General features: G+C 73.4%; 22 protein-coding genes. 13 read left to right on the forward strand and 9 right to left on the reverse strand.

Annotated features, from left to right (window positions below; all coding sequences use genetic code 11):
- Positions 1-190: 190 nt before the first annotated feature.
- From ACZ4WV_RS17310 to ACZ4WV_RS17340, 7 genes are all read right to left on the reverse strand, one after another.
- Positions 191-1,576, reverse strand: a complete 1,386-nt coding sequence (locus tag ACZ4WV_RS17310) for an 8-oxoguanine deaminase (RefSeq protein WP_465747443.1) — start codon at positions 1,574-1,576, stop codon at positions 191-193.
- 68 nt (positions 1,577-1,644) lie between these two features.
- Entirely contained in the window at positions 1,645-3,108 is a 1,464-nt protein-coding gene (locus tag ACZ4WV_RS17315; protein ID WP_465747445.1) for a nucleobase:cation symporter-2 family protein, read from the reverse strand.
- Between the two features lie 342 nt (positions 3,109-3,450).
- A complete protein-coding gene (gene pucL, locus ACZ4WV_RS17320) occupies positions 3,451-4,371 on the reverse strand; it encodes a factor-independent urate hydroxylase (RefSeq protein WP_465747447.1) in 921 nt (306 codons plus the stop codon).
- Positions 4,372-4,401: 30 nt separating this feature from the next.
- On the reverse strand, positions 4,402-4,737 hold the full coding sequence (gene uraH, locus ACZ4WV_RS17325; RefSeq protein ID WP_350745877.1) for a hydroxyisourate hydrolase: 336 nt from the start codon (positions 4,735-4,737) through the stop codon (positions 4,402-4,404).
- A 115-nt stretch (positions 4,738-4,852) separates the two neighbouring features.
- Positions 4,853-5,356 (reverse strand): 2-oxo-4-hydroxy-4-carboxy-5-ureidoimidazoline decarboxylase, encoded by a 504-nt coding sequence (gene uraD, locus ACZ4WV_RS17330; protein ID WP_465747449.1) that lies wholly within the window; start codon positions 5,354-5,356, stop codon positions 4,853-4,855.
- Positions 5,357-5,606: 250 nt separating this feature from the next.
- Complete coding sequence (locus ACZ4WV_RS17335) at positions 5,607-5,990, reverse strand: helix-turn-helix domain-containing protein (protein WP_465747451.1); 384 nt, start codon at positions 5,988-5,990, stop codon at positions 5,607-5,609.
- The gene (locus tag ACZ4WV_RS17340; RefSeq protein ID WP_392903853.1) at positions 5,987-6,232 is read right to left on the reverse strand and encodes a thiamine-binding protein; all 246 of its coding nucleotides are present in this window, start codon (positions 6,230-6,232) and stop codon (positions 5,987-5,989) included. The genes ACZ4WV_RS17335 and ACZ4WV_RS17340 overlap by 4 nt, the downstream gene beginning before the upstream one ends.
- A gap of 218 nt (positions 6,233-6,450) precedes the next feature.
- Between ACZ4WV_RS17340 and ACZ4WV_RS17345 the strand changes: the two genes are divergently transcribed.
- The 13 genes from ACZ4WV_RS17345 (at position 6,451) to ACZ4WV_RS17405 (ending at position 21,935) form a co-directional block, all read left to right on the forward strand.
- Positions 6,451-7,293: a TIM barrel protein gene (locus ACZ4WV_RS17345; RefSeq protein ID WP_465747496.1), complete on the forward strand. Its 843-nt coding sequence runs from the start codon at positions 6,451-6,453 to the stop codon at positions 7,291-7,293.
- Positions 7,294-7,398: 105 nt separating this feature from the next.
- Complete coding sequence (locus ACZ4WV_RS17350; RefSeq protein WP_465747453.1) at positions 7,399-8,292, forward strand: 2-hydroxy-3-oxopropionate reductase; 894 nt, start codon at positions 7,399-7,401, stop codon at positions 8,290-8,292.
- A 414-nt stretch (positions 8,293-8,706) separates the two neighbouring features.
- Entirely contained in the window at positions 8,707-9,849 is a 1,143-nt protein-coding gene (locus tag ACZ4WV_RS17355) for a glycerate kinase (RefSeq protein WP_465747455.1), read from the forward strand.
- Between the two features lie 113 nt (positions 9,850-9,962).
- Positions 9,963-11,357: an allantoinase AllB gene (gene allB / locus ACZ4WV_RS17360; RefSeq protein WP_465747457.1), complete on the forward strand. Its 1,395-nt coding sequence runs from the start codon at positions 9,963-9,965 to the stop codon at positions 11,355-11,357.
- A 27-nt stretch (positions 11,358-11,384) separates the two neighbouring features.
- Positions 11,385-12,644 (forward strand): allantoicase, encoded by a 1,260-nt coding sequence (gene alc / locus ACZ4WV_RS17365; protein ID WP_465747459.1) that lies wholly within the window; start codon positions 11,385-11,387, stop codon positions 12,642-12,644.
- Positions 12,645-12,700: 56 nt separating this feature from the next.
- A complete protein-coding gene (locus ACZ4WV_RS17370) occupies positions 12,701-14,161 on the forward strand; it encodes a catalase (protein ID WP_465747461.1) in 1,461 nt (486 codons plus the stop codon).
- Between the two features lie 330 nt (positions 14,162-14,491).
- Positions 14,492-15,271, forward strand: a complete 780-nt coding sequence (locus ACZ4WV_RS17375; RefSeq protein WP_465747463.1) for an IclR family transcriptional regulator — start codon at positions 14,492-14,494, stop codon at positions 15,269-15,271.
- A 233-nt stretch (positions 15,272-15,504) separates the two neighbouring features.
- Positions 15,505-16,419, forward strand: a complete 915-nt coding sequence (locus ACZ4WV_RS17380; protein WP_465747465.1) for a metal-dependent hydrolase — start codon at positions 15,505-15,507, stop codon at positions 16,417-16,419.
- 54 nt (positions 16,420-16,473) lie between these two features.
- Entirely contained in the window at positions 16,474-17,562 is a 1,089-nt protein-coding gene (locus tag ACZ4WV_RS17385) for a PDR/VanB family oxidoreductase (protein ID WP_465747467.1), read from the forward strand.
- Positions 17,563-17,575: 13 nt separating this feature from the next.
- The gene (locus tag ACZ4WV_RS17390; protein WP_465747469.1) at positions 17,576-18,544 is read left to right on the forward strand and encodes a M24 family metallopeptidase; all 969 of its coding nucleotides are present in this window, start codon (positions 17,576-17,578) and stop codon (positions 18,542-18,544) included.
- Positions 18,541-20,274 carry an SDR family oxidoreductase gene (locus tag ACZ4WV_RS17395; protein ID WP_465747471.1) on the forward strand — a complete coding sequence of 578 codons (1,734 nt, stop codon included), beginning with the start codon at positions 18,541-18,543 and terminating at the stop codon, positions 20,272-20,274. Before ACZ4WV_RS17390 ends, ACZ4WV_RS17395 begins: the two co-directional genes overlap by 4 nt.
- A gap of 187 nt (positions 20,275-20,461) precedes the next feature.
- On the forward strand, positions 20,462-21,148 hold the full coding sequence (locus ACZ4WV_RS17400) for a hypothetical protein (protein ID WP_465747473.1): 687 nt from the start codon (positions 20,462-20,464) through the stop codon (positions 21,146-21,148).
- Positions 21,149-21,314: 166 nt separating this feature from the next.
- The gene (locus tag ACZ4WV_RS17405; protein ID WP_465747475.1) at positions 21,315-21,935 is read left to right on the forward strand and encodes a LysE family translocator; all 621 of its coding nucleotides are present in this window, start codon (positions 21,315-21,317) and stop codon (positions 21,933-21,935) included.
- A 66-nt stretch (positions 21,936-22,001) separates the two neighbouring features.
- Here the strand turns inward: ACZ4WV_RS17405 and ACZ4WV_RS17410 are convergent, their stop codons facing one another.
- The gene (locus tag ACZ4WV_RS17410) at positions 22,002-22,295 is read right to left on the reverse strand and encodes a hypothetical protein (protein ID WP_465747476.1); all 294 of its coding nucleotides are present in this window, start codon (positions 22,293-22,295) and stop codon (positions 22,002-22,004) included.
- A gap of 79 nt (positions 22,296-22,374) precedes the next feature.
- Positions 22,375-23,568, reverse strand: coding sequence for an XdhC family protein (locus ACZ4WV_RS17415; protein ID WP_465747478.1), 1,194 nt, complete (start codon positions 23,566-23,568; stop codon positions 22,375-22,377).
- Positions 23,569-23,756 lie beyond the last annotated feature (188 nt).

Genomic DNA, 23,756 nt, shown 5'->3' on the forward strand with positions numbered 1-23,756 from the left:
TTTCTCCGCCCGCTCCCCCCCCCCCCCCCCCCCCGCTCGCTACTTTGCCCTCCCCTTCTTTGTCGCTTTTCTACCCCCCCCCGGTTCCGCAGTCCCTGCCGGGCCTGCGGAGTCCGGGTGACGCACCGTCCCTGGGCGCGGCCCCGGAGTCATTCGGGTGGGTCGGACCGCAGGCCGGCCCACCCGGGTCTCAGACCGGCCGGGAGGCGAGTTCCTTGGCCGCGCGGGCGCAGGCGCGGGCGATCCGGTCCTCGTTGACGGTGGTCAGCTCGCCCTTCTCGACCACGGCGTTGCCGTTGACGAACAGCACCGCCAGCGGGGGCAGCGCGCCGAAGGTGAGGGCGGCGACCGGGTCGGCGATCGAGGAGTGCATGATCCCGTCGATCTTCCACAGCGCCAGGTCGGCGAGCTTGCCGACCTCGATCGAGCCGATCTCGTCCTGGCGCCCGAGCACCCGGGCCCCGCCCATGGTGCCCAGCCGCAGCGCCTGGCGCCCGGTGAGGGCGGTGGGGTAGCCGTGCAGCCGGTTGATCAGCAGCGCGTTGCGCAGCTCAGTGCCCAGCTCGCCGGACTCGTTGGAGGCGGTGCCGTCGACGCCGAGCCCGACCGGCACACCGGCCTTGAGCATGTCCGGCACCCGGGCGATTCCGGCGGCGAGGCGGGCGTTGGAGGAGGGGCAGTGCGCCACACCGGTGCCGGTCTCGGCGAACTTGGCGATGTCGGAGTCGTTCATGTGGACGCAGTGCGCCATCCAGACGTCCTCGCCGAGCCAGCCCACCGACTCGAAGTAGTCGGTCGGCCCCATCCCGAACAGCTCCTTGCAGAACTGCTCCTCCTCGGCCGTCTCCGAGCCGTGGGTGTGCAGCCGCACGCCCTTGCGGCGGGCGAGTTCGGCGGACTGGCGCAGCAGCTCGGTGGAGACCGAGAACGGCGAGCACGGCGCGATGGCGACGTGCAGCATCGAGCCGAAGGAGGCGTCGTGGTAGCGGTCCACGGCGGCCTCGGAGGCGGCGAGGATGTCGTCCAGTTCCTCGACCGCGTGGTCCGGCGGCAGGCCGCCGTCCTTCTTGCTGCGGTCCATCGAGCCGCGCAGCGCGGTGAAGCGCAGGCCGAGCTCCTGGACGGCCTCGATGGAGGCGCCGAGGATGTCGCCGCCGCCGCGGGGGAACACGTAGTGGTGGTCCGAGGCGGTGGTGCAGCCGGACTTGAGCAGGGCGGCGGCCGAGCCCTGGCTGGCGGCGTGCACGAGCTTGTCGTCGATCCGCGCCCAGGTCGGGTAGAGGGCGACCAGCCAGTCGAAGAGGATGTCGTCCTGGGCGAGGCCGCGGGTGATCCACTGGTAGAAGTGGTGGTGGGTGTTGACCAGGCCGGGGGTGAGCAGGTGGCCCTCGCCGTTGATCCGGCGCACCACGTTGTCCAGCCACGCCGGGGCGGGGCCGTTGCCGACGGATTCAATTGTGTTGCCGAGGATGACCACGTGGCCTCGGGCGTACTCGGTGTCGGCGGCGTCGACGGTGGCGATCGCGACGTTCTCGATCACGATCCGCTGGTCGGCGGGCGGGGGCTGGACTGCCATGGTTTCACTCCTATGGGGGAGGGCCGGGAGGGGCGCGCACCGCGCGGCGCGCACCCCTGCCGGACCGGTCAGGACGGTGTCGCCGTCGGCACCGTCGCGCCGGAGGTCTGGCCGGTAGTGGACCGGCGGGGGGCTCCGACGTGGTGGAAGAGCAGGTTGAGCAGGACGGCCATCACGCAGCCGGCCGAGATCCCCGAGTGCATCAGGGTCCGGACGGCCTCCGGGAAGGAGTCGTAGAAGGCCGGCACCGCGATCGGGATGATGCCGACCCCGAGCGAGACCGACACCAGGATGGTGTGGGAGCTGGACTCCATGCCGGCCTCCGCGAGGGTGCGGATCCCGCTCGCCGCGACCGTGCCGAACAGCACGATCCCGGCGCCGCCGAGGACGGGCTGCGGCACCAGCGAGACGACCGAACCGAGCACGGGGAACAGCCCCAGCACGATCAGGATGCCTCCGCCGGCCGCGACCACGAACCGGCTGCGGATCCTCGTCAGCGCCACCAGCCCGATGTTCTGGGCGAAGGCGCTGGCGGCGAAGCCGTTGAAGACGGGGCTGAGCGCGGTGGCCAGTCCGTCGGCCCGCAGGCCGGCGGCGAGCGTGGGCTCGTCGGCCTCGCGTTCGACGATCTTGCCGAGCGCGAGCATGTCGGCGGTGGACTCGGTCATCGAGACCACCATGACGATGCAGAGCGAGACGATCGCGGCGGCGTCGAACATCGGCGCGCCGAAGTGGAACGGGGAGGGGAGGGCGAAGACCTTCGCCTCCTTGACCGCGCCGAAGTCGGCGAGCCCCAGCGGGAGGGCGGTCAGGGTGCCGAACGCCAGTCCGATGAGCAGGGACAGCTGCTGCCAGAAGCCGCGCAGCAACCGGTTGCAGAGCACCACCGCGGCGAGGGTGACCGCGGCGAGGCCGATGGCCCGCATGGAGCCGAACCCGGGGGCGCCCGGCGAGCCGCCGCGCGCCCAGTTCACCGCCACCGGGAGCAGGGACACCCCGATGAGGGTGATCACGGTGCCCTGGACGACCGGGGGGAAGAACCGGATGAGCTTGCAGAAGTACGGCGCCGCGAGGAAGCACAGGAGCCCCGCGACGATCACCGCTCCGAAGATCACCGGGAGGGCGTCCTTCGGTCCGTGTTCCTTGGCGATGGCGATCATGGGCGCGACGCCAGCGAACGAGACGCCGTTCACGAACGGCAGCCGCGCACCGATCTTCCAGACGCCGAGGGTCTGGAGCAGGGTGGCCAGTCCGGCGGTGAACAGGCTGGCCGATATGAGCAGGGCGAGGTCGGCGGGTGAGAGCCCGACGCCGGCGCCGACGATGAGCGGGGGTGCGACGACTCCCGCGTACATCGCGGCGACGTGCTGGAGGCCGGTGGAGAAGAGTTTCACCGGGGGCAACACCTCGTCCACGGGGTGGGTACCGGACCCGGACGGCGTGCCGGGGAGGCCTGGTGTCGTGCCGTCCGGGCCTGGGGTTCTTGCTGGGGTGGAACCGCCGTCTGTACTGCTGGTGCTGCTGGGTGCCATGTCGAGCCCCTCTTGTGCCCGTGGCTCCCGGCGCGCCCGTGGCGCTGGAGACCCCCCGAGGGCGGGACGGCGGAGCAAGGATCCCTCGGGACGCTTCTCCAGTGCCCCGGGCCGGCCGCCGCGAGGCAGACACGAACTCCGGTTGGTGGGGGTGGAGAAACAGGTGGTGCGTGGTCGTGCGGGAACTGCGGTGGCGCTGGTGGTGCTGATAGTGCCGGTGGTGCTGATAGCGCAGGTGGTGCTGGTGGTGCCGGTGGTGCGCCCGCCCGGATTCGACCGGTCCGTGCGGGCCGGTGGGTGCGGCGACTCCGGGCGGAGTCCTCGCGCTCGGGACGGGGGAGGTCAGACGACCGGGATGACCGGAACGACGCCCTCGCGGTGCACGGTGCCCTCGATCAGGCCGTACATGCGGTCCGCGGCGTAGTAGACCTCGTTCTCGTTCTTGAGGCCGAAGGGCTCCAGGTCGACCAGGAAGTGGTGCTTGTTGGGCAGTTCGAGGCGTACCTCGTCCACCTCGGCGCGGTTGTTGAGGACCCGGGTGCCCATCGAGTGCAGGGTCTGCTGCAGCGAGTAGGAGTAGGTCTCGGCGAACGCCTCCAGCAGGTGCCGCTTCACGTGGGTGTAGGAGCGGTTCCAGTTGGGCTGGGCCTCGCCGTCGCGGCCGCTGTAACCGTACTTCCAGCGGGCGGTGACCTGGGTGGCGAGGATGCGGTCGTACGCCTCCTGCAGGGTGGTGTACCTGTCCTTGATGTAGCCCCAGAACTCCGAGTTGGTGGAGTTCATCACGATGAGGTCCTTGAGGCCGGAGATGACCTGGACCTTCTCGCCGTCGTAGACGACCTCGGTGGTGCGGGTCTCCTGGCCGTTGCGGACGAAGGAGTGGCCGACCTCCTCCGAGCCGATGAAGCGGGCCGAGTTGTCCGGCGTCTTGATCCGGTCCCAGGCGTACTCCTCGATCCGGATCCGGGCGCTGTGCACGACGCCGCGCTCGGTGTCGTCGACGAAGTGCCGGGCCAGCAGGATGCCGAAGGCCTCGGCCGACTCGATCCCGTACTCCTTGGCGAAGGCGTAGACGGTGTTCTTGGTGGTGTCGGTGGGAAGGCAGTTGGCGTTGGACCCGGTGAGGTGGACGTCCTCGAAGTCGCCCTGGAGGGAGACCGAGACGTTGAGGTCCTTGATCTCGTGGCGGGTGGAGTCACGGTAGACCCGGACGATGCGGTTCTCCGCCTTGCCGTACTGGTTCTGACCGAGCACGTGGGCCATGACAGGCTCCTAAGCTTCCAGGTCGGTCTACTAGCTTCCGCGGTAGACCGAGTATCCGAACGGGTTCAGCAGCAGCGGCACGTGGTAGTGGTGCTGCGCGGGCGCGACCGTGAAGACGATCGAGACCTCGGGGAAGAACGGCGGCTCCGCGGACTTGAGCGCGTAGTAGGCGCCGGTGTCGAAGAGCAGCCGGACGACCGAGCCCGCCTCCACGGCCGGGAGGTCCTTGACCCGGCCGTCGGAGTCCGTGGCGGAGGTGCCGAGCACCTGCCAGCCACCCTCGGTGTGCAGTGCGAGCTCGACCGGGACGCCCTCGGCCGGGCGGCCGAGGCTGGTGTCGAGCACGTGGGTGGAGATGCCAGTCATGGGTGAGGTGACCTTACTGATGGCAGAGGTGATGGTGCGTCAGTCGCGGAGGTGGGCGAGGACGCGGCGACCGGCCGGCTGGGTGCCGGCCTCCCGGTGCATTCTTGACGAAGCGTCAGTTCCCGTCGAGGAGGCGGTTGAGCCGGATGTCGTTGATCTTGCGCAGCTCGCCCCGGACGATCTCCGCCTCGGTGGCCGGGTCGTTGGGGTGGCGCTCGCGCAGGGCGGCGAGCATGGTGGTCGCGGTGCGGCCGGTCGCGCAGATCAGGAACACGTGGCCGAACTTCGCCTCGTAGGCGGCGTTGGCCTCGTGCAGTTCGTCGAGGACCGCTTGGTCCACGCCCTGGATGCCGGCCTGCTCGCGCTCGGAGGTGGCGTCGCCCGCCTTGGGGCGTCCGATCCGGGCGTGTCCGGCCATCGCGTCGCGCAGGTCCGCGTCGGTCAGTCCGGCCATCGCCGCCGCGTTGGCGGCCAGCAGGGCCTCACGGCTGGACCAGGGCTTGGCAGCCGCGACGGCGGCGGCCCAGCGGGGGCTGGAGCAGACGTCCAGCAGGAGCTCCTCCAGCTCGGCGGCATCGGCCGCGGCCAGGGACTCGAGGGCGTGGGGGTGGTTGGTCACGAGTGGACCTCCTGAAGAGTGGTGCCACCCGGAAAAGCTAGATCGACCCCACCCAGCCGTCAACAGTTTGTTGAACGGTTGGTGGTTACGTTTTGAACCGACCCGCGATGCCGGGCCCTTTCGTGTGCGATTCGCCAAGTGTGCCCCGCCCTGGGGCGATCCACACTGTCCACGGGCGGGGTCACTCGCCCGGCGGGCCGCGTTCCCTCACCGAGGGGGCGCCGGCCTCGGCCGAGGATGGGCGCCGGCCTCAGGAGGGCTTCGCGCCGCCGTCCTGGCGGTTGAGGTAGTTGTACACGGTGAAGCGGCTGACGCCGAGCGCCGAGGCGACCGTCTCGACCCCGTGGCGGACGGTGAAGGCGCCGCGCTCCTCCAGGAGGGCGACGACCCGCTGCTTCTCCCAGCGGTCGAGCTCGGCCAGCGGGCGGCCGTCGAACTGGCGGGCCATCTCGGCCAGCAACCGGTCCAGCGCGCTGCTCAGGTGCGGCAGCCGGACGGCGAGGGCCGGGGTGCCCTCCCACTCCAGGACGACGTCCTCGGCCTTCGCCTCGTCCAGCGGGACGGGCGTCGCGCCGACCGCGTCCAGCAGCGGCTTGACCGCCGCGGCGAGCGGGTGATCCACGTGCTCGGTCACGGCGTACCGCCCTCCTCGCCCAAGACGCTGACCTGGACGGAGATCCGGGTCGCTCCGGAGTCCAGGGTCTCCCGGAGCAGGCGGGTCACCGCGGCGAGGACCTGCTCGGCCTCGCCCTCGGCGCCGGTCCCGAAGGGGCCGACGGACACGTCGAGGCCGGCCTCGTCGACGACCTTGCGGGCCGCCGCGGCGTGCTCGGGGAACGTGTCCAGTTCGAACGGTTCTGTCGTGAACTCCACCATCAATCGCACGTGCTCACTGTAGCGAGCGGGGGTGGCGGCAGGCAGGGGCTGGGTGATCGAACAGTCGGGGACCCGGCCGGCGGGAGCCGTCCAGCTGCTTCAACAAAATGTTGCGGCACCCTTGACACCCGCTTGCCGGGCCGGAGATGCTTCCACCACACAGAATCCCTCTTCCGGATCGTGGAAGTTGCGGATGAAGGAAGAGAGAGTGAGAGGTGATGGACGTGACGGCGGCTGCCAAGCACGGCTTCACGGTCAACCTGTCGATCCTGTTCAGCGAACTCCCGCTGCTGGAGCGCCCCGCGGCGGCTGCCGCGGCCGGCTTCACGGCCGCCGAGCTCTGGTGGCCCTTCGGCGCCGAGCACGAGCCGTCCCGGGCCGAGCTGGACGCGCTGCGCAAGGCGTTCAGTGACGCGGGGGTCCGGCTCACCGGCCTCAACTTCCTGGACGACCTGAGCCGGGGCGCCCGCGGTACCGTCTCGGTGCCGTCCGAGAAGGAGCGCTTCCGCGCCAACGTCCCGGTCGCCGCGGAGCTCGCCTCCTCCCTCGGTGCCACCGCGCTCAACGCGCTGTACGGCAACCGGATCGAGGGCGTCGACCCGGCCGAGCAGGACGCGCTGGCGCTGGAGAACCTGGTGCTCGCCGCCCGGGCCGCGCACGGGATCGGCGCGATCCTGCTGATCGAGGCGCTCAACAAGACCGAGTCCCCGGACTACCCGCTGGTCTCCGCCGCCGCCGCGGTCGAGGTGGTCGACCAGGTCAACGCCGCCACCGGCCTGGGGAACGCGAAGTTCCTCTGCGACCTGTACCACCTGGCCATGAACGGCGAGGACCTGGCGGCGGTCATCGACACCCACGCCGACCGGATCGGCCACGTGCAGATCGCCGACAACCCGGGCCGCAACGAGCCCGGCACCGGCGGCCTCGACTTCGAGGACCTGTTCGCCCGGCTCAGCGCCGCCGGCTACACCGGCTCGATCGGCCTGGAGTACCGCCCCTCCACCGGCGTCAGCGCCGACAGCTTCGGCTGGCTGCCGCGCGAGCTGCGCGCCGCCCGGTAACGCCGTCCGGTAGCGCGGCCCGCCCGCGCCCGCCCGGCCGTACGGTCCGCCCGCGCCGCCCGGCGAGCCACCACCCCACCCCGCACACGTAAGGAACCCGACGCGATGAGCGCCTCCCGCAAGATTGCCTTCGTCGGCCTCGGCATCATGGGCAAGCCCATGGCCGTCAACCTGGTCAAGGCCGGCCACCAGGTGACCGGCTTCGACCTCTCCCAGGCCTCGATCGACGCCGTCGTCGCGGCCGGCGGCCAGGGCGCCGCCAGCATCGCGGACGCGGTGAAGGACGCCGAGGTCGTCATCACCATGGTCCCGGCCGACCCCCACGTCGAGGCGGTCATCCTCGGCGAGGGCGGTGTCCTGGAGAACGTCAAGGCCGGGACCCTGGTGATCGACATGTCCTCGATCACCCCGCAGACCTCCATCAAGGTCGGCAAGGCCGCCCAGGAGAAGGGCGTGCGCGCCCTGGACGCCCCGGTCTCCGGCGGCGAGGCCGGCGCGATCGAGGCGGTGCTGTCGATCATGGTCGGCGGCGCGGCGGAGGACTTCGCCGAGGCGAAGCCGCTGTTCGACGCGCTCGGCACCACGGTCGTCCACGTCGGCCCCGCCGGCGCCGGCCAGACCGTCAAGGCCGCCAACCAGCTGATCGTCGCGGTCAACATCCAGGTGCTCGCCGAGGCCGTGGTGTTCCTGGAGAACGCCGGCGTCGACCTCGCCGCCGCGCTGGACGTGCTCGGCGGCGGCCTGGCCGGCTCGACCGTGCTGAACCGCAAGAAGGCGAACATGCTCAACCGCGAGTTCGCCCCCGGCTTCCGGATCGACCTGCACCACAAGGACATGGGCATCGTCACCGACGCCGCCCGCGCCGTGGGCGCCGCGCTGCCGGTCGGCGCCGTGGTGGCCCAGCTGGTCGCCTCCGCCCGGGCGAACGGCGACGGCGCGCTCGACCACTCGGCGCTGCTGCGCGGCGTCGAGCGGCTCTCCGGCCGCGAGGTCAAGTAACACCCCGGGGGCTCCCGAGCGGAGCCCCCGGCCCTGAACTCCTCCTGGCGGCGTGTACCTGATCCGGTCGTGCCCGCGCCGCCAGGAGGCCGGACCCGACCGGCGTGCGGGGCGGGGCTCATCCACCCGCCCGCCGGTCGACCCAGCCGGTGACGCGCCACCCCTCCCCGGGGGCACTTCGGTCGTGCCGCGCGCGTCGCCCGGCCCCCTCCCCGCCGAGGGGAGCCCCTCGTACGTCGGAAGCGGGACGAGGGGAACGGCGGGGAAGGGGTCGCACCGCCGTCCGGGTGGTGGCCGCACCAGTCACCACCCGGGCGGGGGTCGCACCCGTCCGCGGGGCCCTGGCACCCGGAGACCATCGGACCGATGCTTGTCGAACCACCGCGCACCCCGTACGGAAGTGAGGACCACACCATGCCCCCCACCCCCCACCAGGGCCATGTGGTCGTAGCTCCGGACAAGTTCAAGGGCACCCTGGAGGGGGCCGAGGTCGCCGCCCGGATCGCCGCCGGCATCCGCCGCGCCGCGCCCGGCGCCGAGGTGCGGGAGCTGCCCGTCGCCGACGGCGGCGAGGGCACCCTGGCCGCGGCGCTCGCGGCCGGCTTCACCCGCGTCCCGGCCAAGGTGGCCGGCCCGACCGGCCTGCCGGTGGACGCCGCGCTGGCCGTCCGCGACGACACCGCCGTGGTCGAGCTCGCCCAGGCCTCCGGGCTCGCCCGGCTGCCCGGCGGCCGGACGGCCCCGCTCACGGCCGGCTCCTACGGCGTCGGACAGCTGATCGGCCGGGCCGTCTCCCTGGGCGCCAAGCGAATCGTGCTCGGCCTCGGCGGCAGCGCCGGCACCGACGGCGGCGCCGGCATGGTGCAGGCGCTCGGGGTGCGCCTGCAGGACGCCGACGGCGCCGAACTGTCGCCCGGCGGGGCCGCGTTGCGCAAGCTCCAGCGGGTCGACCTCGGCCGTCTGGCCGAGCTGCTGGCCGGGGTCGAGCTGGTCGTCGCCTGCGACGTGGACAACCCGCTGCTCGGGCCGCGCGGCGCCGCCGCCGTCTACGGCCCGCAGAAGGGCGCCGACGGTGAGGACCTGGTGGTGCTGGAGGCGGGCCTGACCCGCTTCGCGGACCAGGTCGCCGCGGCCACCGGCCGCGACCTGCGGGAGGCCCCCGGCGCCGGGGCCGCGGGCGGGGTGGGCTTCGCCGCCCTCGCCCTGCTCGGCGCCACCATGCGACCCGGTATCGAGCTCCTGCTCGAGCTGCTGGGTTTCGACGAGGCCGTGCGTGGGGCACGCCTCGTCGTGACCGGCGAGGGCTGCCTGGACGCTCAGACGCTCCACGGCAAGGCCCCCGCCGGAGTCGCCGCGGCGGCCGCCCGGGCGGGGGTTCGGGTGGCCGCCGTGGCCGGCCGGCTGGAGCTCTCCGAACCGCAGTGGCGCGCGGCCGGGTTCACCGCCGCAGTCGCGCTCACCGACCTGGCCGAGCAGCCGGGGGAGAGCATGACCAGGGCCGGTGAGCTGGCCGAGGTCGCGGGGGAGCGCCTGGCCGCAGAGCTGCTGGCGGGCTGAGCCCTCGTACGTTCCTCCATTGACGTTTTGTTGAAGGCGGGCCTAGGCTCCCGGCAATCCTTCGCCTCCACCCGTGTTCCACCACCCCAACTCCCAGGTTTCGGAGGTCCCCCATGCCTTTCAGCCAGCCGTCGGTGATCCGCTCCCGCCGGGCCGTGCTGCCCGACGGCGAGCGCCCCGCGGACGTGCTGATCCGGGACGGGAAGATCGAGCAGGTCGCCGCGCACGGCTCGCTCGTGGTCGGCGACAGCGAACTCGTCGACCTCGGCGACACCGCCCTGCTGCCCGGCCTGGTCGACACCCACGTGCACGTCAACGAGCCCGGCCGGACCGAGTGGGAGGGCTTCGCCACCGCCACCCGGGCCGCCGCGGCCGGCGGCGTCACCACGATCATCGACATGCCGCTCAACTCCGTCCCGCCCACCACCACGCTGGACGGGCTGGCGGTCAAGCGGAAGGCCGCCGAGGACCAGGCCTGGGTCGACCTCGGCTTCTGGGGCGGCGCCGTGCCCGGCAACGTCCCCGACCTCGAACCCCTCCACCGGGAGGGCGTGTTCGGCTTCAAGAGCTTCCTCTCCCCCTCCGGCGTGGACGAGTTCCCACACGTCGAGGGCGCGGACCTGCAGGCCGCGCTGGCCGAGCAGGCCCGGCTCGGGGCGCTGGCGATCATCCACGCCGAGGACGCCGCGGTGCTGGCCGCCGCTCCGCAGCGCCCCGGCGCCGACTACCGCGACTTCCTCGCCTCCCGCCCCGCCGACGCGGAGACCGCGGCCGTCGCCCATCTGCTCGACACGGCCCGCCGCACCGGCGCCCGGGTGCACATCCTGCACGTCTCCTCGGCCGCCGTGCTGCCGCTGCTGCGCCGGGCCCGCGAGGACGGCGTGCGGGTGACGGCCGAGACCTGCCCGCACTACCTGACGCTCGCGGCCGAGGAGGTGCCGGCCGGCGGCACCGCCTTCAAGTGCTGCCCGCCGATCCGCGACGAGGCCAACCGGGACGCGCTCTGGCAGGCCCTGGCCGACGGTGAGTTCATCGCCGTCGTCTCCGACCACTCGCCGTCCACCCCCGACCTCAAGCTGCTGCCCCAGTACGGCGGCAGCGGCGACTTCGCGGCCGCCTGGGGCGGCATCGCCTCGCTGCAGGTGGGCCTGCCGGCGGTCTGGACCGAGGCCCGCCGCCGCGGTCACACCCTGGCCGACGTCGTGCGCTGGATGTCCGCCGGACCGGCCGAGCTGGTCGGCCTCACCGGCACCAAGGGCGCCATCGCGGCGGGCCGCGACGCCGACCTGGTCGCCTTCGACCCCGACGGCGAGTTCGCGGTCCACGCCCGTGAGCTGCACCACCGCAATCCGGTCACCCCGTACGCGGGGCGGACGCTGACCGGCGCGGTGCGCACCACCTGGCTGCGCGGCCGCGCGGTGGACACCGGCGGGCTGCCCTTCGGGCGGCAGCTCACCCGGCCCGCCGACCCCCGGCCCGCCGGCTCCCGTCCCGACAGCGCTTCCTGAACCGACACCGTCTTCCGAGGAGAGTCAGTGACCACTGCCGACACCCCGAGCGCTCCGTTCACCGAGCTGGTCAACCTGGCCTCCCGGCTGCTCGGCGCGGGCGTCGTCGCCACCAATGAGGACACCTTCGCGGACGCGGAGAACCTGCTGGTCGCCAAGCCCGCCGAGTTCCGCCCGCACACCTTCGGCCACAAGGGCCAGATCATGGACGGCTGGGAGTCCAAGCGCCGGCGCGGCGTCTCGGCCGACCAGCCGCACCCCACCGATCAGGACCACGACTGGGCGATCGTGCGCCTCGGCGTCGGCGGTGTGATCCGCGGCCTGATCGTCGACACCGCCCACTTCACCGGCAACTACCCGGAGAGCGCCTCGGTCGAGGCCGCCTCCGTACCGGGGCACCCCTCGCCCGAGGAGCTCCAGGACGCCGACTGGACCGTCATCCTGCCGCGCACCCCGCTGCGGGGCGACACCGCCCACGAGTTCACCGTCCAGGACGACACCCGCTACACCCACGTGCGGCTGAACATCTTTCCGGACGGCGGCGTGGCCCGGCTCCGGGTGCACGGCGAGGTGCTGCCCGACCCGCGCGAACTGGACGGCCTCACCTTCGACCTGGCCGCCCAGGAGTACGGCGGCGTCGCGCAGGCGGCCTCCGACCGCTACTTCTCCTCCCCGCACAACCTGAACGCTCCCGGTCGCGCCTCCGTCATGGGCGAGGGCTGGGAGACCCGGCGTCGGCGCGACAAGGCCAACGACTGGGTGCAGATCGCCCTGGCCGGGGGCGGCGAGGTCCTGGCCGCCGAGGTGGACACCACCCACTTCGTCGCCAACGCCCCCGGCTGGGCCGACCTGATCGGCTTCGACGCCTCGACCGGGCAGGACCCGGCCGAAGGCGAGTGGTTCGAGATCCTGCCCCGCACCCGCCTGCAGCCCGACACCCGGCACCGGTTCCGGCTCGACGTGGGCCGCCCGGTGACCCACGTGCGGATCAACGTCTACCCGGACGGCGGGCTCGCCCGTCTCCGGCTCACCGGCCGGCTCACCGAGGCCGGCCGGGCGGCGCTCGCGCTGCGCTGGTTCAACGCCGTCCCCGCCGCCGAGGCCGCGGCCGCGCTCACCGACGCCGGCCTGACCGTGCAGGAGGCCGCCGCGCTGACCGCCGCGCGCCCGCTGGCGGACGCGGCCGCCGCCACCGCCGCGGTGGCGGGCCTCCAGCCGGCCGACGGGCCCGACGGCGAGCACTCGGCCCGCCGCCGCTCGGCGCTGTGGCGCCTGCTCGGCGTCTGAGCCCGCCGCCCACCCCTCTCCACGCACCGCCTTTATCGACACCTGAAGGACCCTCCATGTCCAAGATCCTGACCACGGAGTCCGGCGCCCCGGTCGCCGACAACCAGAACTCGGCCTCGGCCGGCGAGTACGGCCCGCTGCTGATCCAGGACCAGCACCTGCTGGAGAAGCTGGCCCGGTTCAACCGCGAGCGCATCCCGGAGCGCGTGGTGCACGCCCGCGGCTCCGGCGCGTACGGCTACTTCGAGGTCACCGACGAGGTGTCGAAGTACACCCGGGCGGCGTTCCTGTCCGAGGTCGGCAAGCGCACCGAGGTCTTCCTGCGCTTCTCGACCGTGGCCGGCAACCTGGGAGCCAGCGACGCGGTGCGCGACCCGCGCGGCTTCGCGGTGAAGTTCTACACCGAGGACGGCAACTACGACCTCGTCGGCAACAACACCCCGGTGTTCTTCATCAAGGACCCGATCAAGTTCCCCGACTTCATCCACTCCCAGAAGCGCGACCCGTACACCGGCGTGCAGGAGGCGGACAACGTCTGGGACTTCTGGGCCCACTCGCCGGCCTCGACCCACCAGATCACCTGGCTGTTCGGCGACCGCGGCATCCCCGCCAGCTACCGCCACATGAACGGCTACGGCTCGCACACCTACCAGTGGGTCAACGCCGAGGGCGAGGCCTACTGGGTGAAGTACCACTTCAAGACCAACCAGGGCATCCGCTGCCTGGACGGCGGCCAGGCCGCCGAGGTGGTCGGCGCCGACGCCGACTCCCACCAGCGCGACCTGCACCAGGCCATCGAGCGCGGGGTGTTCCCGTCCTGGACCCTCTACGTCCAGCTGATGCCGGTCGCCGAGGCCGCGGACTACCGCTTCAACCCCTTCGACCTCACCAAGGTCTGGCCGCACGCCGACTACCCGCTGGTCAAGGTCGGCCGCCTGGTGCTCAACCGCAACCCGGAGAACGTCTTCGCCGAGGTCGAGCAGTCCGCGTTCTCGCCGAACAACTTCGTGCCCGGCATCGGCCCGTCCCCGGACAAGATGCTCCAGGGCCGCCTGTTCGCCTACGCCGACGCCCAGCGCTACCGCCTCGGCGTCAACCACACCCAGCTGCCGGTGAACGCCCCGCGCGCCACCGAGGCGAACAACTACGGGCGGGACGGCCTGATGGCCGTCAACAGCGCCGGCCGCGGCAAGAACTACGAGCCCAACTCGTACGACGGCCCCGCCCAGAGCGACGCCGCGCTCGCCGCCCCGGTCAAGGTGAACGGCCACACCGGCACCTACACCACGCCGGCCCACACCAAGGACGACGACTTCTTCCAGGCCGGCGAGCTGTACCGGCTGATGTCGGAGGCGGAGAAGACCCGCCTGATCGACAACATCGCGGGCTTCCTGGCGCAGGTCACCCGGGACGACGTGGTGGAGAAGAACCTGGCCCACTTCCACGCCGCCGACGAGGAGTACGGCGCCCGGCTCGAGGCCGCCGTCGCCAAGCTCCGCGCGGGCGACGAGGGCTGAGCCCCGGCCGGGGCCCGGCGACCGACCGACGCACCGACCCTTCCGCACACCCTCACCGGCCGCCGGGGCCCGCACCCCGGCGGCCGCTCGACGGGCCTCTCCCCCTGGGCAGTGAGGGAGGGGCCCGCGGGCGTCGTGCGGCCGCGCTCGTCCCGTGGGGCGCCGGTGGCGGCGGCCGCCGCGTTCCGCGCGGTCCCGTCACCGCCCGACCGGCAGCTGCTCCACGGAATGTTCACGGATATTCACGGACAGCAGTCGCCGGAGCCACCGGGTGGATAGGCTGAGGCCTGCCCGCGGTCGCTCCGTGGGGGGACATCGGAAGGGGACGACATGTCGACACCAGCCCCGGGTCGTCACGCCGCGCTGGAGCCGGGCCCGACCGGCCCGTTCACCTCCCTGCAGTACGCCCTCAGACTGCTGGAGGCCGTCGACCGGCACCCCGACGGCGCCACCCTGGTCGCCCTCGCCCGGGAGACCTCGCTCGGCCTGCCGACCGTCCGGCGGCTCGCCGAACTCCTCGAAATCGAGGGCTACCTCCAGTGCCAGGACGGCGGTTGGGTGCTCGGCGGCACCTTCGCCCTGCTCGGGCAGCACAACCGGGAGCAGCTCGTGAGGGCCCGGCTGAACCGCAAACTCGCCGAACTCCGGGACGAGTTGGGCGCGGCGGTGTACTTCGGCCGGTACCACGACGGGGAGTTGTCGGTCGAGGCGGTCTCGGCGGCCGACCACGCGCCGGCCGTGCAGGAGTGGGTGGACTTCCGCGCCACCGCGCACGCCAGCGCGATCGGCAAGTGCCTGCTCAGCCAGCTGGACGTGGACGGCCGACGCGACCACCTCTCCCGGCACCCCGTCGCCCGGCTGACCTCCCGGACGGTCACCGACGCCGACCAGCTGATGCACCGGCTGGAGCGGCAGCCGGCCACCGTGCCGGTGCTGGACATCCAGGAGTACGCGCTCGGCACGGTGTGCGCGGCGGTGCCGATCACCGCCGGCAGCACGGTCGGCTGCCTGGCCACCTCGATGCCGGTGGACAACATCCACAAGCTGAAGGCCGCCGCCGAGCTGCTGGCGGCCCGCGCGGCGCCGCTGATGCTGGCGATGGCGGTCTGAGCCGGGCGGCGCGGCCCGGCAGCGCCGCGCTGCGCTCGACGGGCCCCGCCGGACGCGAACCGTCCGGCGGGGCCCGCGCGCTTTCCGGTCGGAGGTTTCCCAGGGCGTTCCCCGGTGCACATCACTTATTAGACTCGATGTCGATAAGGGCGGCCGAAACCCTTGTCGCCCTCGCTACCGGCGAGTACGTTTCCCTGAATCGAGCCGCCGCTCCCAGGTCAGGAGGGCCTGCCATGCCCCGATCCACCCCCGTCCCCGCCCTCGCCGCCCCCGCGGCACGCGTGCACGAGAGCCTCGTCCTCGAGCCCCGGGACGTCCACTTCGACTGGGCCGCGCTGCCGCTGCACTGGATCCCGGACGAGCCGATGGCCACCCACGTCATCAACGTGCTGCACCTGCTGCTGCCCGAGGGCGAGCGCTGGTTCGTCAAGGTGTTCAAGGAGGCGCTGCCGCTCATCCGGGACGAGCGCCTGCGCGAGGAGGTGCTCGGGTTCATCGGGCAGGAGGCCATCCACGCCGAGGCGCATCAGGAGGTCCTGGACCACCTGCTCGCCCAGGGCCTCGACCCGCGCCCGTACGTCCGGCAGATCGCCTGGCTGTTCCAGCGCGTCCTGGGCGACCGGCCCGGGCTGGCGCCGGCCCGGCGCCGGGAGAACGTCATCGAGCGGGTCGCCTTCATCGCGGCGATCGAGCACTTCACCGCCTTCCTCGGCGACTGGGCCCTCAACTCCCCGGGCCTGGACCGGGCCGAGGCCGACCCGACGATGCTCGACCTGCTGCGCTGGCACGGCGCCGAAGAGGTCGAACACCGCAGCGTCGCCTTCGACCTGATGGTCCACCTGGACCCGGGGTACCTGCGCCGGGTGCGCGGAATGCTGGTGTCCGCGCCGCTGCTGGTCCACCTCTGGGTGCGCGGCGCCCGCTTCCTGCTGGCCGCCGACCCGACGCTGCGCGGGCGGCTCAAGCCGACCTGGCGCGAGGCGGGGCGGATCGCCCGGCGCGGACTGCTGCCCGACCCAGTCCGCTCGATCCGCTCCGGCCTGCGCTACCTGCGGCCCGGCTACCACCCCACCCAGGAGGGATCGTCCAGCCAGGCCCTGGGCTACCTCGCCACCTCCCCGGCCGCCCGCGCCGCCGCCGGGCGCTGACGACCCCCGCCGACGACCGCGCCCCCACCCCGCCTCTCCCAAGGACCCGCCCGGATGGACCTGCGCACCCCGCCCCCCGACCTCTACGGCCGCCCCCGCACCGACGCCTTCCTGCGCTTCCTCACCGCCTTCGGCGACCGCTACACCCCGGCCCTCGGCAGCCCCCTGCTGCGCCGCAGCCCCCGCCGCCCGTACAGCAGGCCCACCCCGCCGCTGCAACTGGTCGTCACCGCCCGCCGGGACGTGGCCACCGACGTCGTCGAGCTGACCCTCGCCGACCCCTCCGGCGGGCCGCTCCCACCCTGGCAGCCCGGCGCCCACCTGCGCCTCGCCCTGCCCTCCGGCCGCGAGCGCCACTACTCGCTCACCGGCGACCCCGCCGACCGCCGCGACTACCGGATCGCCGTACGGAAGCTGCCCGGGGGCGGCGGCGGGTCCGTCGAGATCCACGACACCCTCCACCCCGGCACCCGGCTCACCGCCCGCCGCCCGCGCAACGGCTTCGCCTTCTGCGCCGAACCCGCCGTCCTGCTGCTCGCCGGCGGCATCGGCATCACCCCGCTGCTGCCGATGGCCCGCGAGGCCCGCCGCCACGGCCTGGACTGGCGCCTCGTCCACGTCGGCCGCAGCGCCGACACCCTCCCGTACGCGGACGAGCTGCGCGCCCTCGACCCGCACCGCGTCGTGCTGCGCACCGACGACGAGCACGGCGGCGTCCCCACCGGCGCCGAACTGCTCGCCCACGCCCCGCGCGGCGCCGCCGTCTACTGCTGCGGCCCGGCCCCGATGCTGGCCGCCGTCCAGCGGGCCCTGGACGGCTCCGCGGCCCGCGCCCTGCACTTCGAGCGCTTCGGCGCCGCCCCGATCACCGACGGGCAAGCCTTCGCCGTGCGCCTCGGCACCGACGGCCCGACCCTGGACGTCCCCGCCGACCGCTCCGCGCTGGACGTGCTGCGCGAGCGACGCCCGGACCTCCCGTACTCCTGCCACCAGGGCTTCTGCGGCACCTGCGAGGTCCGCCTGCTGTCCGGCGCGGCCGAGCACCGGGACCGCCGGCTCACCCCCGAACAGCGCGCCGCCGGCGCCCTGCTGCCCTGCGTCTCCCGGGCCGCCGAGGGCGAGACCCTCGTGCTCGACCTGTAGAAGGAGTCCTGCCATGGCGAAAGCGACCCCCGCCTTCCGCTACACCGAGCGCGACCTCGCCCGCTTCCGCGAGACCCAGCAACTCGCCTACCACTGCGCCGAGGAGGTCGCCGCCTGGATCGAACCGGGCGTCACCGAGCGGCAGACCACCGCCGAACTGCGCCGCCGCCTGGTCGCCGCCGGGGTGCAGGACTTCTTCCACGTCCCCTTCGCCTGGTTCGGCGACCGCACCGCCTTCCGGCACTTCCACACCCCGCTGCAGTTCTTCGCCGGCAACCGCCGCCTGACCGAGGGCATGCCGTACGTGCTGGACTGCGCGCCCGTCGTGGACGGCTACACCGCCGACATCGGCTACGGCGGCAAGGTCGGCGAGAACCGCGTGTGGGACCGCCTGGCCGCCGACCTGCGGGTCTACCGCGAGCTGATCCTCGCCGAGGTGCGCGCCCGCAAGCCGCTGGACGAGGTGTACGCGGCCGTGGACGCCCAGCTCGCCGCGCACGGGTACGACAACCGCCACCAGGTCTACCCGGGCCGGGTGATCGGCCACCAGGTCACCCGCACCACCGCGCGCGGCCCGGCCGGGGTGAACGTGTTCGGCTTCGGCGTGCGCACCCTGCAGACCCTCGGCCGCGAGCTCGTCACCGAGCGCCTGCACGGCCGGTCACCGCTGTGGGCGGACGGCCGCTCCTCCCGGCACGCGCCCACCCCGGGCCTGTGGGCGGTCGAGCCGCACATCGGCTTCCGCGGCGTGGGCATCAAGTTCGAGGAACTGCTGGTGGTCACCGAGGACGACGCCTACTGGCTCGACGACGACCTCCCGCACGTCCGCCGCTGGACCGCCGCCGACGACCCGGCCACCACCGAGCCCGCCGACACCCGGCCGACCACCGCCGGACGAACCGACACCCGGCCGATCCGCGACCAACCGACCGGCGACGGGCCGACCCACGACGAGCCGACCCCCCAGGAGACCACCCGATGACGACCCCGATCCGCCGCCGGACCGTCCACTCCGGCGGCCTCCCGCTCGCCGTCTTCGAACAGGGCGACCCGGACGCCCCCACCGTCCTCCTGGTGCACGGCTACCCGGACACCCACGCCGTCTGGGACGACGTCGCCGCCGACCTCGCCCGCGACCACCACGTGGTCCGCTACGACGTGCGCGGCGCCGGCGAGTCCGGCGCCCCCGCCGACCGGGACGGCTACCGCCTGGAGTACCTCGCCGACGACCTGTTCGCCGTCGCCGACGCCGTCAGCCCGGACCGCCCGGTGCACCTGCTCGCCCACGACTGGGGCTCCATCCAGTCCTGGGAGGCCGTCACCGCCCCCGGTGTCGAGCGAAGGATCGCCTCGTACACCACCATCTCCGGCCCGTCCCTGGACCACATGGGCCACTGGCTGCGCCACCGGCTGCGCCGCCCCACCCCGCGCCACCTCCGGCAACTGCTCCACCAGGGCCTGCACTCCTGGTACATCACGGCCTTCCACCTGCCCTACCTCGCCCCCGCCGTCTGGCGCCTGGGCCTCGCCCGGGCCTGGCCGCGGGTGCTGCGCGACCTGGAGCACGTCACCCCCCGCGCCGACCACCCGCAGCCCACCCTGCGCCGCGACGCCGTCCGGGGGATCGAGCTGTACCGCGCCAACTTCCGCCCGACGATGGGCAGTCCGCGGGAGCGGCCGACGGAGGTGCCGGTCCAGCTGATCACCCTCACCCGGGACCGCTACGTCGGCACCTACCTCTCCGAGGGCCTGGAACGCTGGGCGCCCCGGCTGACCCGACGCACGCTGCACGCCGGCCACTGGTCGGCGCTGCTGGAGAAGGGAGCCACGGTGGCCGGGATGGTCCGCGAGTTCACCGCCCGCATCGAGACCGGAGCCGCGGGCGAGGCCCCGACCGGCGAGGGCGACGGCCGGCTGGTGGTCGTCACCGGCGGCGGCAGCGGCATCGGACGGGCCACCGCCCTGGCCTTCGCCGAGGACGGCGCCGAGGTGGTGGTCTGCGACCTCGACCTCGCCGCCGCCGAGCGCACCGCCGAACTCGCCTCGCTGATCGGCCCGCCCGCCCACGCCTACCGGGTGGACGTCTCCGACGGCGCCGCGATGGACGCCTTCGCGCAGACCGTCGCCGCCGAACACGGCGTGCCCGACGTACTGGTCAACAACGCCGGCATCGGCCACTCCGGAACCTTCCTGCAGACCACCGAGAAGGAGTGGCAGCGCGTCCTGGACGTCAACCTCTGGGGCGTCATCCACGGCTGCCGCGCTTTCGGCACCCTGATGGCCGACCGCGGCCGCGGCGGCCACATCGTCAACGTCTCCTCGGCCGCCGCCTACCTGCCGGCCAAGGCCCTCACCGCCTACGCCACCAGCAAGGCCGCGGTCTTCATGCTCTCCGACTGCCTGCGCGCCGAGTTCGTCGGCCACGGCATCGGCGTCTCGACCATCTGCCCGGGCATCGTCAACACCAACATCACCCGCACCTCCACCTTCTCCGCCACCACCGCCACCGAGCAGGCCGCCAAACAGGCCCGCGCCGCCAGGCTCTACGCACGCCGCGGCTTCCCGCCGGAGAAGGTCGCCACGGCGATCGTCACCGCCGTGCGCACGGGCAAGGCCGTCGTCCCGGTCACCCCCGAGGCCAAGGCCGCCCGACTGCTCTCCCGCCTCAGCCCCGGACTGCTGCGCCTGGCGGCCCGGCTGAACGTGACCTGACGTCACCCGGCCCGCGCCGGGACCCCGGCCGTCGCAGGGGTCCCGGCCCCCCGGCATCCCCGACAGTCCCGGCATCCCCGTCCGCCTCGCTGACATCAGGCGTTGCAGCTTCCTGCCAATCGCCTCGGAGCCGGTGACGCCCGCCCCTACGCTTACCGGCAGGTAACTCACGAGGGGAACAGGGACTGTGAAGAAGCGTCTGGTTTCGGTAGCGCTCGGTGCGGCCGGTCTGCTCATGGCGATGGCCCCGGGAGCCGTCGCGGCACCCGCCGCCGACGCCACGGGCGCCCAAACCTGCGACGGCGTGACGCTCACCGGATCGCTGCCGGTCCCGCCCGCGGGCATGTCCGTCCAGCAGACGGTGACGATCGGCGCGGACTGCAAGCCGCAGGAAGGCCCGGTGACGTACGCCCCGGCCCCGGCCGCCCGCGCCGCCGCCAAGGCCCTGGCGGCCGGCACCACCGCCACCGGCCACCGCCGGATCACCAGCGCGAACGAGATGTACGACTGCTGCAACATCCGGATGACCGGCCTGTACACCACCTCCGACTGGAACACCGCCGACGGCAGGATCACCACCGCGGCCACCACCGCCACCCAGGGCTTCAACCGCGAACCGTGGAACGCGGGCTGGTCGGTGGCCTCCGCCACCAACGGCGACGACTGCACCACCGACTGCGCCGTGGTGAACTCCCAGGCTCACGCGGACTTCTCCTACAAGGGCATCTTCGACGTCACCGGCGCCTGGTACGCCAACAGCCACCACACCTCCCTGACCCTCAACCCCGACCTCACCTACTCCTGCACCTTCGACGTGCAGCTGCGCCACACGTTCGTCGGCTGGAACTGGCAGCGCGGCTGCCAGGCGCAGTAGCCGACCGCGACGACGGCGCACCGGCGGGCCGTCGGACCGGGGGAACGGCCCGCCGGCCCGCGTCGTCCCCTGACCCGAAGGCATCCCCGCACCTTCCCGACGGTCCCCGACGGTCCCCGACAGCCGTCGTCACCGGCTCGGTCGGCCTCGCCTACGATCGAGGCCCATGGAGATGACAACCGCCCTGTGGTCCTTCGCCCTCGTGGTGGGCCTGCTGACCCTCACACCCGGCCTCGACACCGCGCTGATCCTGCGCACCTCGGCGCTCGGAGGGCGTCGGCAGGCCTGGGGGGTCGTGCTCGGAATCCAGACCGGAACGCTGATCTGGGGCACGCTGACCTCGGCCGGGGTGACGGCGCTGCTGACCGCCTCGCAGCTGGCGTACGAGGTGCTGCGCTGGGCCGGCGCCGCCTACCTGGTGTGGCTGGGCGTCGGGATGCTGCGGGGCCGGGGCGCCGAGGCGAAGGCCGAGGAGGCACCCGTCGAGGGCGGTTTCGGCCACGGCTGGCGGCGGGGCACGTTGACCAACCTGCTGAATCCCAAGGTCGGGGTCTTCTACGTGGCCGTGCTGCCGCAGTTCATCCCTGCCGGGGCTCCGCACTTCGCCGCCGGCGTGGCCCTCACCTGCGTCCACGTGGTGGAGGGCCTGCTCTGGTCGACCGTCCTGGTCGGCTTCGCCCGGGTGCTGCGCGGCTGGCTGCGCCGGCCGGCCGCCCGGCGCGTACTTGACCGGGTGACCGGCGCGGTGGTGGTGGCCTTCGGCGTGAAGCTGGCGCTCGCCGACTGAGCCGCCCTGAGCTGCCCTGAACCGGCCTGAGCCGATCTGCGCGGGCCTGAGCCGGCCCGAGCCTGATCAGTGGCCGAGCCGCCGCAGCCCCTCCAAGAGTTCCTCGGTGTTCATGCACGGGTGCAGTTCGACGGAGGCGTTCAGCTGCAGCCAGAACGGCTCGGTGATGGACGGGATCGAGGCCTCGTCCGCGACGTCCACGACGAAGAGCATCGTGCGACGGCCGTGGCGGCCGACGAAGTAGGCGGCTTCGGGCTTGAGTTGGGCCAGGATCTGTTGGATCCCCTCGGTGATGGATCCGTCGGTGACGAGCTTGTTCGAGGTCGCGGTGTCGAGTTCGACTTCCAGCAGGGCGCGCATGGTCCCCGCTCCTTCCCCGGGCTCGGGGCGAGTCCGCACCTCCAGCCTCCCGCCGCCCCGGCGGGCACGCAACGTGAGCTCAGGCGGCGTGCGTCCGGGGCGTCTCGGTCTTCGCGGGGGCCGTCTCGGGGGCCGTGGCCAGGTCGTGGTGGATCGGTCCGTCCCCGGTGCTCAGCGGCAGGCAGCTGCCGCCGCGCCGGTGGGCGACGATCTCGGCGGCGACCGAGACGGCCGTCTCCTCGGGGGTGCGGGCGCCCAGGTCGAGGCCGATGGGGGAGCGCAGCCGGGCGAGTTCGGAGTCGCTCAGCCCGGCCTCGCGCAGCTTGGCCGCCCGGTCGCGGTGGGTGCGGCGCGAGCCCATCGCGCCGACGTAGCCGACCGGCAGCCGCAGGGCGCGCTCCAGCAGCGGGATGTCGAACTTGGCGTCGTGGGTGAGCACGCACAGCACGGTGCGCCCGTCCATCCGGCCGAGCTGGGAGTCGAGGTAGCGGTGCGGCCAGTCGACCACCACCTCGTCCGCCTCGGGGAAGCGGCGTGCGGTCGCGAAGACGGGCCGGGCGTCGCAGACCGTGACGTGGTAGCCGAGGAACTTGCCGATCCGCACCACGGCGGCGGCGAAGTCGATCGCGCCGAACACCAGCATCCGCGGCGCGGGCACGTAGGACTCGACGAAGCAGGTGACGGTGCCCTTCTCGTGCTCGTCGCAGGGCCGGCCGTCGAGGCCGAGCACGAGCCGTCCGGTCCGTCCGGCGTCCAGCATGGCGCGGGCCTCGGCGACGAGCGCCCGTTCCAGCGCGCCGACCGTGGAGGGGCCGACCGAGAGCGCGCCGGACGCGCCGTCGGCGGTGACGGCGAGGGTGGCGCCGAGCAGTCCGGCCGGCCCGTCGATCACCCGGGCGAGGGCGACGGGAGTGCCGTCGGCGATGCACGCCAGGCCGGCGTCCATCCCGGGGTCGGCCCCGGGCACGACCGGCTGGACGAACACGTCGAGGATCCCGCCGCAGGTCAGCCCGACCGCGAAGGCGTCCTCGTCGCTGTAGCCGAAGCGCTCCAGCACCGGTTCGCCGCTCTCGATCGCGGCCTGGCACAGCTCGTAGACGGCGCCCTCGACGCAGCCGCCGGAGACGCTGCCGACCGCCTCCCCGGCGGTGTCCACGGCCAGGGCCGCCCCCGGGTCGCGCGGGGCGCTGCCGGAGACGCCGACGACGGTGGCCACGGCGAAGGAGCGCCCGGACGCGTGCCAGGCCCGCAGCTGTTCGGCGATGTCCTGCATGTCGGATGCTCCTTACACGGTTTCGACAGTAGCGGGAGACGCCGCCGTACGGGAAACGATCCCGTACGGCGGCGGTGGTGCCAATGGAGCGGCCGTGGGGGGGGGGGGGGGGGGGGGGGGGGGGGGGGGGGGGGGGGGGGGGGGGGGGGGGGGGGGGGGGGGGGGGGGGGGGGGGGGGGGGGGGGGGG

It is taken from the genome of Kitasatospora sp. NPDC029312, assembly GCF_055569215.1.

Excerpts from the sequence above, each read along its gene's own strand:
- ACZ4WV_RS17390 (WP_465747469.1), top strand. The coding sequence starts at position 17,576 with ATGGCGAAAGCGACCCCCGCCTTCCGCTACACCGAGCGCGACCTCGCC.
- ACZ4WV_RS17375 (WP_465747463.1), top strand. The coding sequence starts at position 14,492 with ATGTCGACACCAGCCCCGGGTCGTCACGCCGCGCTGGAGCCGGGCCCG.
- pucL (WP_465747447.1), bottom strand. The coding sequence starts at position 4,371 with ATGGCCCACGTGCTCGGTCAGAACCAGTACGGCAAGGCGGAGAACCGC.
- ACZ4WV_RS17315 (WP_465747445.1), bottom strand. The coding sequence starts at position 3,108 with ATGGCACCCAGCAGCACCAGCAGTACAGACGGCGGTTCCACCCCAGCA.
- ACZ4WV_RS17380 (WP_465747465.1), top strand. The coding sequence starts at position 15,505 with ATGCCCCGATCCACCCCCGTCCCCGCCCTCGCCGCCCCCGCGGCACGC.
- ACZ4WV_RS17385 (WP_465747467.1), top strand. The coding sequence starts at position 16,474 with ATGGACCTGCGCACCCCGCCCCCCGACCTCTACGGCCGCCCCCGCACC.
- uraH (WP_350745877.1), bottom strand. The coding sequence starts at position 4,737 with ATGACTGGCATCTCCACCCACGTGCTCGACACCAGCCTCGGCCGCCCG.
- allB (WP_465747457.1), top strand. The coding sequence starts at position 9,963 with ATGCCTTTCAGCCAGCCGTCGGTGATCCGCTCCCGCCGGGCCGTGCTG.
- ACZ4WV_RS17345 (WP_465747496.1), top strand. The coding sequence starts at position 6,451 with ATGGACGTGACGGCGGCTGCCAAGCACGGCTTCACGGTCAACCTGTCG.
- ACZ4WV_RS17395 (WP_465747471.1), top strand. The coding sequence starts at position 18,541 with ATGACGACCCCGATCCGCCGCCGGACCGTCCACTCCGGCGGCCTCCCG.
- ACZ4WV_RS17410 (WP_465747476.1), bottom strand. The coding sequence starts at position 22,295 with ATGCGCGCCCTGCTGGAAGTCGAACTCGACACCGCGACCTCGAACAAG.
- ACZ4WV_RS17370 (WP_465747461.1), top strand. The coding sequence starts at position 12,701 with ATGTCCAAGATCCTGACCACGGAGTCCGGCGCCCCGGTCGCCGACAAC.
- ACZ4WV_RS17405 (WP_465747475.1), top strand. The coding sequence starts at position 21,315 with ATGGAGATGACAACCGCCCTGTGGTCCTTCGCCCTCGTGGTGGGCCTG.
- ACZ4WV_RS17415 (WP_465747478.1), bottom strand. The coding sequence starts at position 23,568 with ATGCAGGACATCGCCGAACAGCTGCGGGCCTGGCACGCGTCCGGGCGC.
- ACZ4WV_RS17310 (WP_465747443.1), bottom strand. The coding sequence starts at position 1,576 with ATGGCAGTCCAGCCCCCGCCCGCCGACCAGCGGATCGTGATCGAGAAC.
- ACZ4WV_RS17350 (WP_465747453.1), top strand. The coding sequence starts at position 7,399 with ATGAGCGCCTCCCGCAAGATTGCCTTCGTCGGCCTCGGCATCATGGGC.
- ACZ4WV_RS17355 (WP_465747455.1), top strand. The coding sequence starts at position 8,707 with ATGCCCCCCACCCCCCACCAGGGCCATGTGGTCGTAGCTCCGGACAAG.
- ACZ4WV_RS17340 (WP_392903853.1), bottom strand. The coding sequence starts at position 6,232 with ATGGTGGAGTTCACGACAGAACCGTTCGAACTGGACACGTTCCCCGAG.